The organism is Parasphingopyxis sp. (assembly GCF_052168295.1).
Taxonomy (GTDB): domain Bacteria; phylum Pseudomonadota; class Alphaproteobacteria; order Sphingomonadales; family Sphingomonadaceae; genus Parasphingopyxis.
The window spans coordinates 1-13490 of the sequence record NZ_JBQLZN010000081.1; the positions used below are offsets into that span (position 1 = coordinate 1).

General features: G+C 62.8%; 14 protein-coding genes. 10 read left to right on the plus strand and 4 right to left on the minus strand.

Features of this window, described 5'->3' with window-relative positions; all coding sequences use genetic code 11:
* Positions 1-52: 52 nt before the first annotated feature.
* Together ACTS1Z_RS13200 and ACTS1Z_RS13205 are read left to right on the plus strand one after the other, a co-directional pair.
* Positions 53-529 carry a PaaI family thioesterase gene (locus tag ACTS1Z_RS13200; protein WP_442624936.1) on the plus strand — a complete coding sequence of 159 codons (477 nt, stop codon included), beginning with the start codon at positions 53-55 and terminating at the stop codon, positions 527-529.
* The gene (locus tag ACTS1Z_RS13205; RefSeq protein ID WP_442624937.1) at positions 526-918 is read left to right on the plus strand and encodes a PaaI family thioesterase; all 393 of its coding nucleotides are present in this window, start codon (positions 526-528) and stop codon (positions 916-918) included. The genes ACTS1Z_RS13200 and ACTS1Z_RS13205 overlap by 4 nt, the downstream gene beginning before the upstream one ends.
* On the opposite strand, the gene ACTS1Z_RS13210 is transcribed toward ACTS1Z_RS13205, so the two are convergent.
* The 4 genes from ACTS1Z_RS13210 to ACTS1Z_RS13225 form a co-directional block, all read right to left on the minus strand.
* Positions 915-1709, minus strand: a complete 795-nt coding sequence (locus ACTS1Z_RS13210; protein WP_442624938.1) for an SDR family oxidoreductase — start codon at positions 1707-1709, stop codon at positions 915-917. The genes ACTS1Z_RS13205 and ACTS1Z_RS13210 overlap by 4 nt on opposite strands.
* Before the next feature lie 24 nt (positions 1710-1733).
* Positions 1734-2879, minus strand: coding sequence for an acyl-CoA dehydrogenase family protein (locus ACTS1Z_RS13215; RefSeq protein ID WP_442624939.1), 1146 nt, complete (start codon positions 2877-2879; stop codon positions 1734-1736).
* A 250-nt stretch (positions 2880-3129) separates the two neighbouring features.
* Positions 3130-4269, minus strand: a complete 1140-nt coding sequence (locus ACTS1Z_RS13220; protein ID WP_442624940.1) for an acyl-CoA dehydrogenase family protein — start codon at positions 4267-4269, stop codon at positions 3130-3132.
* A gap of 152 nt (positions 4270-4421) precedes the next feature.
* The gene (locus ACTS1Z_RS13225) at positions 4422-5621 is read right to left on the minus strand and encodes an acyl-CoA dehydrogenase family protein (RefSeq protein ID WP_442624941.1); all 1200 of its coding nucleotides are present in this window, start codon (positions 5619-5621) and stop codon (positions 4422-4424) included.
* A 169-nt stretch (positions 5622-5790) separates the two neighbouring features.
* On the opposite strand from ACTS1Z_RS13225, the gene ACTS1Z_RS13230 reads away from it, so the two are divergent.
* From ACTS1Z_RS13230 to ACTS1Z_RS13265, 8 genes are all read left to right on the plus strand, one after another.
* Positions 5791-6648 (plus strand): SDR family NAD(P)-dependent oxidoreductase, encoded by an 858-nt coding sequence (locus ACTS1Z_RS13230; protein WP_442624942.1) that lies wholly within the window; start codon positions 5791-5793, stop codon positions 6646-6648.
* 7 nt (positions 6649-6655) lie between these two features.
* Complete coding sequence (locus ACTS1Z_RS13235; protein ID WP_442624943.1) at positions 6656-8131, plus strand: MFS transporter; 1476 nt, start codon at positions 6656-6658, stop codon at positions 8129-8131.
* Positions 8132-8161: 30 nt separating this feature from the next.
* Positions 8162-9445 carry an acyl-CoA dehydrogenase family protein gene (locus ACTS1Z_RS13240; protein WP_442624944.1) on the plus strand — a complete coding sequence of 428 codons (1284 nt, stop codon included), beginning with the start codon at positions 8162-8164 and terminating at the stop codon, positions 9443-9445.
* A 96-nt stretch (positions 9446-9541) separates the two neighbouring features.
* Complete coding sequence (locus ACTS1Z_RS13245; protein WP_442624945.1) at positions 9542-10627, plus strand: Zn-dependent alcohol dehydrogenase; 1086 nt, start codon at positions 9542-9544, stop codon at positions 10625-10627.
* Positions 10624-11844 (plus strand): serine hydrolase domain-containing protein, encoded by a 1221-nt coding sequence (locus tag ACTS1Z_RS13250; protein ID WP_442624946.1) that lies wholly within the window; start codon positions 10624-10626, stop codon positions 11842-11844. The genes ACTS1Z_RS13245 and ACTS1Z_RS13250 overlap by 4 nt, the downstream gene beginning before the upstream one ends.
* Before the next feature lie 52 nt (positions 11845-11896).
* Positions 11897-12286, plus strand: coding sequence for a hypothetical protein (locus tag ACTS1Z_RS13255; protein ID WP_442624947.1), 390 nt, complete (start codon positions 11897-11899; stop codon positions 12284-12286).
* 81 nt (positions 12287-12367) lie between these two features.
* A complete protein-coding gene (locus ACTS1Z_RS13260) occupies positions 12368-12859 on the plus strand; it encodes a hypothetical protein (RefSeq protein ID WP_442624948.1) in 492 nt (163 codons plus the stop codon).
* Positions 12860-12924: 65 nt separating this feature from the next.
* Positions 12925-13269 carry a hypothetical protein gene (locus ACTS1Z_RS13265; protein WP_442624949.1) on the plus strand — a complete coding sequence of 115 codons (345 nt, stop codon included), beginning with the start codon at positions 12925-12927 and terminating at the stop codon, positions 13267-13269.
* Positions 13270-13490: the final 221 nt, after the last annotated feature.

Below are 13490 nucleotides of genomic sequence, written 5' to 3' on the forward strand. Positions count from 1 at the left end.
GCCGATGGCAAGACCATAATCGATACTGTCGGCCTGTGGAGATAAGTGCACCATGCCGCCCGATCAGAAAGACATCATCGAGATCCGCAAGAAGGTGACGTCGGGCGAGATCGATCCGCGGGCCTTTTTCGAGATGTTGAACCGGCACAGCCATAACGGGCTGATCGGCGTCCAATATGTGGCGAACGCCGATAACTGGGTGGAGCTCGCCATCGATTATGACGAAAAGCTGATCGGCGATCCGCGCACCGGTATCCTCGCATCCGGCCCGATCATCAGCCTGTGCGACATGGCTTCGGGCATGTGCGTGATGCTGACGACGGGCAAGTTCATGCAGACCGTCACCATCGACCTGCGCGTCGATTATCTGCGCCCCGCCAAGGTCGGGCATCGGGTGACGGGGCATATGGAATGCTACAAGCATACCCGGAACGTCGCCTTCGTCCGCGGCTATGCGCATGACGGCGATGCCGACAGCCCGATCGCCAATGTCACCGGCACCTTCATGTTCCTCGGAGCGCCGCAATGACGTTGACGCTGCCACCGTATGCCGAGGCGCTCGGGATCGAAACCATGCGCGACGATGACGGTCGGATCGTGCTGACGATGGCGTTCGGCCCGCATGTGCAGGGCCGCCCCAAATTCCTGCACGGCGGTGCCATCGCCGGGCTGCTAGAGATCGCCGCCTTCGCAACGCTCTGGGATGCGCTCGGCGAAGAAGAGCCGCGGCCGCAAGCCAAACCGATTACCGTCACCACCGATTATATGCGCGGCGGGCGCGAACGGCTGACCTATGCCGCGGCCACGATTTCCCGCCTCGGCCAGCGCATGGCCAATGTCGAAAGCTTCGCCTGGCAGGAAAGCGAGGACAAGCCGATCGCCGCCGCGCGCATGAACTTCCTGCTCGTTCGGAGCTAATCCCCCGCGATGCTCGTGCGCGTATCGGCATGGACCAGACCGCCATCGACCGTCAGCGTTTCGCCGATCACATAATCGCCCGCGCGGCTCGCCAGATAGATAGCCGCCGCCGCCATATCTTCGGCCTCGCCTATGCGCTTCGCCGGAATGGACTGCGCCACCGCATCGCCCGCGTCGCGCGCCGCCTTGTTCATGTCCGATGCGAAGGCGCCCGGCGCGATGGCGGTGACATAGATATGATCCTTGACCAGCCGCGCCGCCACCCGCTTGGTCAGGTAGAGTATCGCCGCCTTGGACGCGTGATAGCTGTAGGTCTCCCACGGATTGAGCCGCATGCCGTCGATCGAGCCGATATTGATGACCTTGGCCGGCCGCTCCGCGCTCGCCGCGTTGACCAGCAACTGGTGCAGCGCTTGCGTCAGGAAGAATGGCGATTTGACGTTGAGGTCCATCGCCCGGTCCCACCCCTTTTCGGGAAAGCTAAGATAATCCTCGCCCCAGGCCGCACCCGCATTGTTGACGAGGATATCGAGCTTGTCCTCATGCTCGGCGATGGCGGCGGCCAGGCCCTTGCAGCCCTCGACCGTCGAAATATCCATAGGGATGCCGACGACTTTCTCGCCGAGCTCCTCGACCGCCGCGGCGATCTGGTCCTCCTTGCGCGCCGAGATATAGACCTTACGGCATCCGGCGGCGAGCAGGCCCTGTACGATCATCTTGCCGATACCGCGCGATCCCCCGGTGACCAGCGCCGTGCGCCCTTCGAGGGTGAACAAAGAATTGAGGTCCATAATAAAATCCTTTCCTAGAGGCGTTTACCCGCCATTCCTGATTGTCTCTCGCGCGATAATCAGCTGCTGGATCTGGCTCGTGCCTTCATAGATCCGGAACAACCGCACATCGCGGTAAAATCGTTCGATGCCGTAATCGGCGATATAGCCGGCGCCGCCGTGAATCTGTACCGCGCGGTCGGCAACCCGGCCGACCATCTCGCTGGCGAAATATTTGGCGGCCGCCGCCTCGAGCGTGATCCGCTCGCCCTTGTCCTTCTTTGCCGCGGCCTCGAGGACGAGGGCTTTTGCCGCCATCGCTTCGGCCTTGCTGTCCGCGATCATCGCCTGGATCAGCTGGAACTCGGATAGCGCCTGGCCGAACTGCTTGCGCTCGCTCGCATAGGCCACGCAATCGGCGATCAGCCGGTCCGCAATGCCGACACAGACGGCGCTGATATGCAGCCGCCCGCGATCGAGCACCTGCATTGCGACCTTAAACCCCTCGCCTTCCGCACCGAGGCGGTTGGCGGCGGGCACGGGTGCATCGTCGAAATTGACATCGCAGACCTTGGCGCCCTGCTGCCCCATCTTCTTTTCCGACTCGCCGACCGATACGCCCGGCAGGTCGCGCGGCACGAGAAAGGCGGACACGCCCCGCCCGCCCGCTTCCTTGCCGGTGCGCGCCATGACGGTAAATACGGATGCCTTGTCGGCATTGGTGATGTAACGTTTCGTGCCCGAGAGCCGATACACGTCGCCATCCCGCACGGCCTTGGCTTTCACCGCGCCCGAGTCCGATCCGACATCGGGTTCGGTCAGCGCGAAGCTCGCGATCGCCTCGCCGCTCGCCATTTTCGGGAGCCATTCGGCTTTCTGTTCGTCCGTCCCCGCAATCACGACGCCCTGGCTGCCGATCCCCACGTTTGTGCCGAAGGTCGAGCGGAAGGCCGGGGTCGTGCCGCCCAGTTCGAAGGCGACGCGCACCTCTTCGCTCATCGTCAGGCCGATGCCGCCATATTCGGGATCGATCGACAGGCCGAACAGCCCCATCGCCTTCATTTCCTCGACGACATCATCGGGAATCGCATCATCGGCTTCGACCTGACCCTCGAGCGGGCGCAGTCGCTCCTGCACGAAGCGGTGAATGGTCTCGAGAAGCTGGTCGAAGGTTTCGGGGTCTAGAGCCAATGCCTGTCCTTCCTCATCATCCTATGCGGGATCCGGTCGACACCGGTTGACACCGAACGCCCATTTTCCGTCACTGTGACCTTTGCCGCTCGCCGCAGGAAACCGCCGATCCGACCAGGCGACCGCAGCATCGACTGTGACCTTCCGGACCGGCGCCGGATAAAGGGATGCTCTGTGCGGATTCATTACGGAGACGATCATAGCGCGAAAACGGTAGAATAGGACAGCATGGGCTTGGGATCCCGGTCGCCTAATAGCCGTTCATCTCCGCCACGCGATTCGCGTGATAGTTGGCGTCGCCCATGAACTCGGCCAGCGCGCGGTCGCGCTTCATGTAGAGGCCAATGTCGTACTCATCGGTCATGCCGATCCCGCCATGCATCTGCACGCCTTCGCGCACGGCAAGATTGGCCGCGCGGCTCGCCTTGGCCTTGGCGACCGACACCATCAGCGGCGCGCCTTCATCGCCCTCGTCGAGCAGCTGCTGCGCCTTCAGCACGGTGGAACGCGCGATCTCCATCTCGCTGTAGAGATGTGCCGCGCGATGCTGGAGCGCCTGGAAGCTGCCGATCGTGCGGCCGAATTGCTTGCGTTCCTTGAGATAGTTCACCGTCATGTCCATGGCGCCCGCGCCGACGCCGACGGTCTCGGCCGCCGCGCCCGTCTGGCCCGCATGGAGCATCTTGGTCAGCACGTCCCAGCCCTGATCGACCTCGCCGATCACGGCATCGGCTGTCACTTCGACATCGTCGAATGCGACATGGGCGGCCATCGAACTATCGACGAGGCGAGCGGCCTCCGCCGACAAACCGGCCGCATCCTTCTCGACCGCGAACAGCGTGATACCGTCTGTCTCACCCGCACTGCCGCCGGTGCGCGCGGCAACGATCAGCATGTCGGCCGATGCGCCCTGCACCACGAACTGTTTCTTGCCGTTGAGCTTGAAGCCGTTGCCCGAACGCTCTGCTTTCATGGCAATATGCGTCGGGCGAAACTTGGCGCTCTCGTCGATCGCGATGCCGAGCACCGTGTCGCCCGATACGATCCCGGGCAGCCACTGATCGCGCATATCCTTGCTCGCATCGTTAAGCGCGGTCACGCCGACAACCGAGGTCGTGAGGAAGGGCGACGGCGTCAGGTTGCGGCCGATCTCTTCGAGCACGATGCCGGCTTCGACATGCCCCATGCCGAGCCCGCCATCTTCCTCGCCGGCCAGCATCCCGGTGAAGCCCATTTCGGCGAACTGCTTCCACAGCGCATGGCCGAAACCGTCCTTGCAGTTCTCATCGCGCCAATGCCGGAGCTGTTTCTCGATGCTGCCTTCCGCCGCCATGAAGGGGCGTACGGTATCCTGCAGCATCGTCTGGTCGTCGTCGTGATAAAGGGGCATTTCTGTGTCTCTCCAGTCATGCCCTCTCCCCTCGCGGGAGAGGGTTAGGGAGAGGGGGTTGAGCGAGGCGGTTCGATACCGCCGAGGTCAAAAATCGCTTCGCGATCCCCTCTCTCCAACCTCTCTCCCGCAAGGGGAGAGAGGCTCAAAATTTACGCGTCCGGCAGCTCGAGGATCCGCTTCGAGATGACGTTGAGCATCACTTCGCTCGTCCCGCCTTCGATGCTGTTCGCTTTGGTGCGCAGCCAGTCGCGCGATTTCGAACCGCCGTTCGAGGCTTCGCTGTCCCATTCGAGCGCTTCGGATCCACCCGATGCCATTATCAGCTCGTGCCGGCGCTTGTTAAGCTCCGTCCCCGCATATTTCATCATGTTGGGCGTGGCCGGATGGTTCTTCTTCGCCTTCAGCTCGTCCATGAAGCGTTCGGCCATCGCCTTGAAGGCGAGCGCCTCGACATCGAGCTCGGCGAGCTGCGCGCGCAGCAGCGGATCGTCGAGCCGGCCCATCGCGTCCTCGCCGAGGCTCGGCAGCACGGCCTTGCCGAGCGAGCCCATGCCGCCACCGCCGCCCATGCCGGAAATCATCTCGCGCTCATGGCCGAGCAGATACTTCGCCACATCCCAGCCGCGATTGATCTCGCCGACATAGCTGGCGACACCGTCGCCATAATCTTTCGGCACCGCCACATCGTCGAAAAAGGTCTCGCAAAAGGGCGAGCTGCCGGAGATCAGCAGGATGGGCTTGGTCGACACCCCTTCGCTCGCCATGTCGAACAGCATGAAGGTGATGCCGCGATATTTGTCCTCCTTGTCCGTGCGGACGAGGCAGAAAATCCAGTCGGCCTGGTCGGCATAGCTGGTCCAGATTTTCTGGCCGTTGACAACCCAGTGATCGCCCTTGTCCTCGCCGAAGGTCTGGAGCGAAACCAGATCGGACCCGCTGCCCGGCTCCGAATATCCCTGGCACCAGCGGATTTCGCCGCGGGCGATCTCATTGAGAAACCGCTGCTTCTGGGCTTCGGTGCCGAAATGAAGCAGCGCGGGCCCGAGCATCCAGATGCCGAAGCTCGATAGTGGCGGGCGGGCCTTGATGCGCGCCATTTCCTGTTTGAGGATCTTGCCCTCGGCCGGCGAGAGCCCTGCCCCGCCATAGTCTGTCGGCCATTCCGGCACGGTATAGCCCTTTTCCAGACAGGCCTCGAACCAGGCCTTCTGCGCGTCGTTCTTGAACGTCGCATTGCGGCCGCCCCAGTAGACATCGGCTTCGTCGCGCACCGGCTCGCGCATCTCGGCCGGGCAATTCGCCTCCAGCCAGGCGCGGGTTTCACTACGGAAGGTTTCGAGGTCGGACATCACCATCTCCTATCGGTCGTCGCCATTCTAATCCCGCGGGCGCGGGAGCGCGAATCTTGCTTTACGTTTACGTCAATACTCGTCTAAGCCACAAGAAAAAGTTTTCGGACGCAACGGGCTTTCGGGCTTCATCGCTTTGCCCTAGCGTCATGGATCTGGAGAGAGATGTATGAGATTCGCAGGCAAGCGCGTGGTCGTCACGGGCGGCGCGTCGGGCATCGGCAAGGCGACCGTCGAAGCGTTCATCGCCGAGGGCGCGCAGGTGATGATGGGCGACCTGAACGCCGAAAGCGGCGACGCGATGGCCGCCGATGCGCGGTTCGACAACCGCCTCGCCTTCCAGCCCACCGACGTCTGCAACGTCGACGATCTCAAGAGCCTGATGGACAATGCCGCCGAGCATTTCGGCGGGATCGATATCCTGTTCAACAATGCCGGCGCCGGCGGCGCGCGCGAGACGATCGACGAAATGACGGCGGATGCCTGGGATTCGACGATGAACCTGCTGCTGCGCTCGGTCGCCATGGGCACGCGCTTCGCCGTCGATTACATGAAGAAGAACCCGGAGGGCGGCGCGATCGTCAATACCTCCTCGATCAATGCGCATGAGGCGGGCTGGGGCCCCGTCGCCTATGCGACGGCCAAGGCCGGCGTACGGCATCTCTCCAAGCTTTCCGCCGCGCAGCTCGCCAAGTTCAATATCCGGGTCAACTCGATCAGCCCCGGCTTCATCATGACCAATATCTTCGCCGACGCGTACAAGGACGATCCCCAAGAAGCGCAGCGCGTCGACCAGGCGATCCGCATGGTCTCGCCGATCGCGCAGCCGGTCTCCCGTTCGGGCGCGCCGGAGGATATCGCGCAGGCCGTGCTCTATCTCTGTTCGGATGCCGGCGGGTTCGTGAACGGCATCGATCTTACCGTCGATGGCGGGATCACGGTCGGCCATCGCCACAGTTGGGACGAGAATACGCCGGGCCTGCTCGAGTTGATCGAAGCGCAAGCGCAAGTGGAAGGGGCCGGATAGCGGTTCGATGGACGACGCAGCGCCAGACGGAGCCGCCCGAGGCAATCCTTCCGTGCCGCTGGAACGGCATGTGCCGGCCCGGGTGAAATTCTTCTTCGGCTTCGGCGCGGTCGCTTTCGGCATCAAGGATCTCAGCTTCGCGCTGTTACTGACCTTCTATTTCAACCAGGTGATCGGCGTACCCGCCACTATCGTCGGCGGCGCCTTGCTCTGCGCACTGGTGTTCGATGCGTTCAACGATCCGCTGATCGGCCATCTGTCCGACAATCTGAAAACGCGCTGGGGCCGAAGGCATCCGTTTCTCTACGGGTCCGCGATACCGGCGGCGCTGTGTTTCATCCTGCTGTGGAACCCGCCCGAACTGACCGACGGGCAGATGTTCTTCTTCATTTTCGGTGCAGCCTTCCTCGTCCGCGCGAGCATGTCTTTCTTCGAAGTGCCGATGGCGTCGCTCGGCCCCGAACTGACCAGCGAATATCACGAGCGCACGCGGCTCTACGGGCTGCGATTCTTTTTCGGCTGGTTCGGCGGCTCGGCGATGCTGCTCTTCACCTATACGGTCCTGCTCGTGCCGGCCCCCGGCTATCCGGACGGACAGCTCAACCCGGCCGGCTATGAGAGCTTCGCGCTTATCGCCGCGGCCATCATGGCGAGCGTGATCATCATCGCGGCGCTCGGCACCCATAGCGAGATCAAATATCTGCCGAAGAATAATTATCAGCGTCAGTCGCTGCGCGAGGAGCTGCGGCTGATCCTGCGCTCGTTCAACAATCGCGGTTTCAAGATATTGATGCTGTGCACGCTGTTCGCCAATTCCGCGATGGGCCTCAATCTCGGCCTGCTCATGTATTTCATCACCTATTTCTGGGAGCTCCAATCGGCCGCACTCGCCTGGTTCGTGATCGGCCTTGTCGTCGGCATCGGTTGCGCGGTGATCGCTTCGGCGAAGCTGTCCAGGCGGATCGGCAAGCGGCGCGCGGCCTATACCTTCATCCTCTCGTCGATCATCTTCACCCCGGCCGCCTATCTCGGCCGCGTTTTCGGCTTCATGCCGGAAAATGGCGATCCGATGCTGCTGCCGATCCTCGTGCTGTTCATGGCATTGGGCAGCGGCCTGCTCGTCTCGGGGCTGATCCTCAAGGTCTCGATGCTGACAGATGTGATCGAGGACGATGCCGAGCGCAGCGGCAAGCGCAACGAGGGCATATTCTTCGCGGGCAATTTCTTCGTCCAGAAATGCGTATCGGGCATGGGCATCGCGATCACCGCCGGCATCATCGCGCTCGTGTCCTTTCCGATCGGCGCGACACCCGGGGAGGTGCCGCAATCCATCCTCAACAATCTCGCGCTGGTTTATACAGGCATCATTACCGTGCTAGCGCTGTCGGCAGCGGCCATCGTCAGTCGTTTCCCGATCGATCAGGCCGATCACGAAGCGCGCATCGCCCGCATGCGCGGCGCGGCCGGCGAAGCCACGATGTGATTTGAATTCGGACTATCAAGGAGACTCTTCATGGATTTCACCCTTTCGGACCGCGAGACCCATTTTCGCGACCGCGTCAAAGCCTTTATCGACGAGGAAGTCCGGCCGCGCGTCGACGATTACGCCGCCGAGTTTCCGCCTGACAATCGCTGGGGCACGAGCGACACGCTCGAAGAGCTGAAGGATAAGGCGAAAGCCAAGGGGCTCTGGAACTTCTTCATGCCGCCCCATTCGGGCCAGACGCATGTGGACGATACGTTCGAGTTCGAAGGCGAACAGCTCACCAACCTCGAATACGCCCTGTGCGCCGAGGAAATGGGCCGGGTCGGCATTGCGTCGGAATGCTTCAACTGCTCGGCGCCCGATACCGGCAATATGGAAGTCTTCCACCGGTACGGCACGCTGGAGCAGAAGGAACAGTGGCTGCGCCCGTTGATGAACGGCGAGATCCGCTCGGCCTTTCTGATGACCGAGCCGCAGGTTGCCTCGTCCGACGCCACGAACATCGAGACGAAGATCGAGCGCGACGGCGACGACTATGTCATCAACGGCCGCAAATGGTGGTCTTCGGGCTTGGGCGATCCGCGCTGCAAGGTCGCGATCGTCATGGGCAAGACCGATTTCGAGGCCCAGCGGCACCAGCAGCAGTCGATGATCCTGATGCCGACCGATGCCGAGGGCGTCGAGATCGTCCGTCACCTTCCCGTGTTCGGTTATGACGACGCGCCGCACGGCCATATGGAGGTTATCCTCAAGGACGTGCGCGTGCCGGCGACGAACCTGCTGCTCGGCGAAGGCCGCGGTTTCGAGATCGCGCAGGGCCGTCTCGGGCCGGGCCGTATCCATCACTGCATGCGCACGATCGGCGTGGCCGAAGAAGCGCTCGAAAAGATGTGCAAGCGGCTCCAGTCGCGCGTCGCCTTCGGCAAGACGATCGCCGATCACTCGATCTGGGAATGGCGCGTTGCCAAGGCGCGGATCGGCATCGAACAGAACCGGCTGCTCTGCCTCAAGGCAGCCGACATGATGGACCGCGCGGGCAACAAGACGGCGCGCAACGAGATCGCGATGATCAAGGTGTCCGCGCCGCAAATGGCGCTCGACATCATCGACGATGCGATCCAGGCGTTCGGCGGTGCCGGTGTCACCACCGATCCGGGTCTCGCCCGCGCCTATGCGAGCCAGCGCACGCTGCGTCTCGCCGACGGCCCGGACGAAGTCCATGCCCGCGCCATCGCCCGCTGGGAATTCGGCCGCCATGCGCCGACCGAAAGCGACGAGATGAGCAGCGGCGATATCGGCGTCACGCGATAGAATTCGAACACCAACCGCGCTCACGCTGAGCCTGTCGAAGCGTCGTGCACAACCCTTCGACAAGCTCAGGGTGAGCGCAGGTCAGGAGAAAATGGAATGAAAGCTGCCATTCTTGTCGAGCCCGGCAAACCGATGGAAATTGGCGAGGTCGAAATCGACGCACCCGGCCCGCGCGAAGTGAAGATCAAGACGGCGGCGGTTGGACTGTGCCGCTCGGACCTGCATTTCCTCGACGGCGTCTATCCCTATCCGCTGCCCACCGTGCTCGGCCACGAGGCAGCCGGCGTCGTGACGGCGGTCGGCAGCGAAGTCCGCCATGTCGCGCCCGGCGATCATGTCGTGACCTTCCTTGCCCCGGCCTGCGGCACCTGCGGTCTGTGCCAGAACGGCCAGTACACGCTGTGCCAGGACAGTTCCTTGCAGCGTTCGCCCGAGGGGCAGGCGCGGCTCTCCTATGATGGCGAGCCGATGGCGCAGTTCCTCAACCTCTCCGGTTTCGCCGAGGAGATGCTCGTCCATGAAAATGCCTGTGTCGCGATCGACAAGGATATGCCGATGGACCGGGCGGCGCTGATCGGTTGCTCGGTGATCACGGGCTCCGGCTCGATCTTCAACGCCTGCGGCCTGAGACCCGGCGAGACCGTCGCCGTCGTCGGTGCGGGCGGGATCGGCCTGTCGGCAATCAACTCGGCAAAAATCGCGGGCGCCGGAGAGATCGTGGCGATCGACCCGGTCGCCTCGAAGCGGGAACTGGCGAAAAAGATGGGCGCGACCAAAACCTTCGATGCGCGCGACGAGGACGTCATCCAGCAGGTTGTCGAGGCGACCGGCGGCGGCGTCGACTATGCTGTCGAATGCGTCGGCCGGACCGATACGACGCAGACGGCGTGGAAAGTGCTGCGCCGCGGGGGCAAGGCCGTCGTCGTCGGCATGATCCCGCCCGGGCAGAATGTCGAGATTCACGGTCCCGAATTCCTGCAGGGCAAGACAATCATGGGCTCGCTGATGGGCTCGGGCCATTTCATGCGCGACATGCCCCGGCTCGTCGCCTTCTATCTGAATGGTCAGCTCGATCTCGACACCGTGATCGCCGAACGCATCACGCTCGACCAGATCAACGAGGGCTTCGACAAGCTCCGGAGCGGCGAAACCGCGCGCTCCGTCATCATCTTCGATCAATGACGCCGACGGCCGATCCGGACGCGCTCGGCTTTGTTCCCGAGCGGCTGGCCTACATCTCCGACTTCGTGAGCGAGCGTTACATCGCCAGCGGGAAGATGAAGAATTTCCAGTTGACGATCGGCCGGGGCGACGATGTCGCGCTCTTCGCGTCGGACGGCGTGGCGCGCGAAGACGGTACGCCGCTCGCCGATGACCAGCTCTACCGCATCGCCTCCATGACCAAGCCGATTACCTCGGTCGCGTTCATGCAGCTTGTCGAGCGGGGCAAGGTCGCGCTCGACGATCCGGTGCACCGCGTGCTGCCCGAGTTCAAGGGGATCGGCGTCTATGCGAGCGGCGGCGGGCAGTTGCCGTTCGCCACCACGCCGACCGAAGCGCCGATGCGCATGGTGGACCTGCTGCGCCACACATCGGGGCTGACCTACGCATTCCAGAACCGATCGAATATCGATCTCGCCTATCGCGAGCGGAAGATCGACAAGTGGCACGGCAATCACGATCTCGACAGTTTCGTCGCCGATCTCGGCACGCTGCCGCTCGAATTTTCGCCGGGTACGGCCTGGAACTATTCCGTCTCGACCGATGTGCTGGGCGCGGTGATCCAGCGCGTGTCCGGCCAGACGCTCGATGCCTATTTCGCCGAGCATATCTTCGCGCCGCTCGGCATGGACGACACCGTCTTCACCGTACCGGAAGACAAGCTCGACCGGCTCGGCGATTGCTGGAGCTGGACGCCGAAGGAACCGGTGATGTTCGACCGTGCGGCGGAGAGTATCTGGTCGAAGCCGCCCAAGCTGCTCTCGGGTGGCGGCGGGCTGATCTCGACATCCGCCGATTATCATCGCTTCTGCCGGATGCTGCTCGGCAAGGGCACGCTCGGCGATACCCGCATCCTCGGCCGCAAGACGATCGCGCTGATGACGCAAAACCATCTGCCCGGCGGCCGTGACCTTGCCGATATGTCGATCGCGATGTTCAGCGAGACGCAGAATGCCGGAACGGGCTTCGGCCTGGGCTTTGCCGTCACCGACAATGTCGCGCGCACGATGATCCCCGGCTCGAAAGGCGAATATTATTGGGGCGGCCTGTATTCGACCGCCTTTTTCGTCGATCCGGTGGAAGACCTGACGATGGTCTTCATGACCCAGCTACAGCCCTCCAACACCTATCCGATCCGCCGCGAGCTGAAGACGCTGATCTATTCCGCGCTCGCGTGAGGCTTTTCAAGCGCGTCCCCCTCGCATAGTTTCGAAACTCAAAGGGGGAAGTATGCGCATCGACCATCTCGCCATCGTCGGCGCAGCGGCCGTGATGACGCTCGCCGGCTGCTCCGAAACGGAAGTGACACGCACCGATAGCGTAGACACATCCGCCGCGGACCGGACGCCTGCCAACAACCCGGAAACGGCCACCGACGCGGCCAATGACGCCGACGCGGTGATCGAACTGATCGAAAGCCATATCCGTTCATCCTATGAAGGCCGCGGCGCCACCGTTACCGGCGTGCGGATCTTCCGGACCGACACTGGCGATTATGCCGGTGAGGCCGTGATCGCCGATCCCGCAAATGGCGAAGAGGTCACGCTCGAGTGTACGGCCGCCGGCGTCGAAGGCGGCGCGGAAGATATTTTCTGCCTCGATCCGCGTTTTCCGGAATAGAGAGAGCTGCGGAGCGCTTTGACTCGATCCGCGATTTGCCGCAATTTTTATAACGGGCACGAATCGAAAAGGGGGCAGGCAATGAAACGGATAGCGGGACTGACCGCAGCGGCGGCGATGGCGCTCGCGCTGACGGGATGCGAATTCAGCTTTGGCGGGCCGAGCCAGGAGAGTATCGAACAGTCGATCATCGAGAATTATGAGGGCGAGGGCTATGAGAATATCGCCGTCAGCCTCGAGGAAACCGAAGAGGGCGGCTATATCGGCGAGGTCGAATATACCGTTCCCCAGCAGAACGATATCCAGCGCACGCTGGAATGCTCGGTCGAACCGGCCGTCGACGGCGAGGCGTCCTGGCGATGCTATCCGCGCGTCAACGACCTCGCCCAGCTGATCGTCGACGGCTATGAGGAACGCGGTGCGCAGGGCGTCTATGCCGAGCTGACATCCGACAGCGACACCAGCTATACTGGCTATGTCGAATATAACGACCCGCAGACCGGCCAGCGCAATCGCCATGACTGCACGGTCGATCTCTCCGATGGCGATGCCAATTGGCGGTGCGCGCCCTGACAATCCGCGCTGGTAAGGAGGCGGTGAATTAGGATAGAGCTGGCCTCGAACCAGCGAGGATGCCCATGACCGTCCCAAACCGTATTGCAGCAGCGGTTACCGCCGCGCTTCTTTTTGCCGCATGCGGCGCGCCAGAATCCACGCAGGAATCGGCTGCGACCGCTGCCGAAGAAAGCGCCGATCGCGATCGCGAGCTCGTCGAGAATGCCGTGCGCGATGCCTATGAGGCGGAAGGCGCCGAGGTTACCGCCGTCACCATGGAGCTGAGCCCGGACGGATCGCGCTATATCGGCAATGCCACGATCCGCGATCCGGACAGCGGCAACGAGATAAGCGTCGAATGCCGCTACACGACCGATGCCGGCGGCACGCCGCGCCTCAACTGCGACCGGATGACGGACGAGGGCTAGGACCGCGTTCGCCGGAACGCGGCACGCGCTGCTTTATGTCCGAGCGGCGAACAGTTATCCTCGTCCACTGCCATGGTCGACATCTTCCTCTCCTATTCGCGCGACAATCGCGTCAAGGTCCGGCTGCTCGCCGAGAAATGCGCGGCGCTCGGTTATGACGTCTGGTGGGACGAGGAACTGCCGCCGCACAAATCCTATGGCGATGTGATCACCGAGAAGAT

Excerpts from the sequence above, each read along its gene's own strand:
- ACTS1Z_RS13260 (WP_442624948.1), top strand. The coding sequence starts at position 12,368 with ATGAAACGGATAGCGGGACTGACCGCAGCGGCGGCGATGGCGCTCGCG.
- ACTS1Z_RS13265 (WP_442624949.1), top strand. The coding sequence starts at position 12,925 with ATGACCGTCCCAAACCGTATTGCAGCAGCGGTTACCGCCGCGCTTCTT.
- ACTS1Z_RS13250 (WP_442624946.1), top strand. The coding sequence starts at position 10,624 with ATGACGCCGACGGCCGATCCGGACGCGCTCGGCTTTGTTCCCGAGCGG.
- ACTS1Z_RS13225 (WP_442624941.1), bottom strand. The coding sequence starts at position 5,621 with ATGTCCGACCTCGAAACCTTCCGTAGTGAAACCCGCGCCTGGCTGGAG.
- ACTS1Z_RS13205 (WP_442624937.1), top strand. The coding sequence starts at position 526 with ATGACGTTGACGCTGCCACCGTATGCCGAGGCGCTCGGGATCGAAACC.
- ACTS1Z_RS13230 (WP_442624942.1), top strand. The coding sequence starts at position 5,791 with ATGAGATTCGCAGGCAAGCGCGTGGTCGTCACGGGCGGCGCGTCGGGC.
- ACTS1Z_RS13220 (WP_442624940.1), bottom strand. The coding sequence starts at position 4,269 with ATGCCCCTTTATCACGACGACGACCAGACGATGCTGCAGGATACCGTA.
- ACTS1Z_RS13210 (WP_442624938.1), bottom strand. The coding sequence starts at position 1,709 with ATGGACCTCAATTCTTTGTTCACCCTCGAAGGGCGCACGGCGCTGGTC.
- ACTS1Z_RS13200 (WP_442624936.1), top strand. The coding sequence starts at position 53 with ATGCCGCCCGATCAGAAAGACATCATCGAGATCCGCAAGAAGGTGACG.
- ACTS1Z_RS13255 (WP_442624947.1), top strand. The coding sequence starts at position 11,897 with ATGCGCATCGACCATCTCGCCATCGTCGGCGCAGCGGCCGTGATGACG.
- ACTS1Z_RS13240 (WP_442624944.1), top strand. The coding sequence starts at position 8,162 with ATGGATTTCACCCTTTCGGACCGCGAGACCCATTTTCGCGACCGCGTC.
- ACTS1Z_RS13245 (WP_442624945.1), top strand. The coding sequence starts at position 9,542 with ATGAAAGCTGCCATTCTTGTCGAGCCCGGCAAACCGATGGAAATTGGC.
- ACTS1Z_RS13235 (WP_442624943.1), top strand. The coding sequence starts at position 6,656 with ATGGACGACGCAGCGCCAGACGGAGCCGCCCGAGGCAATCCTTCCGTG.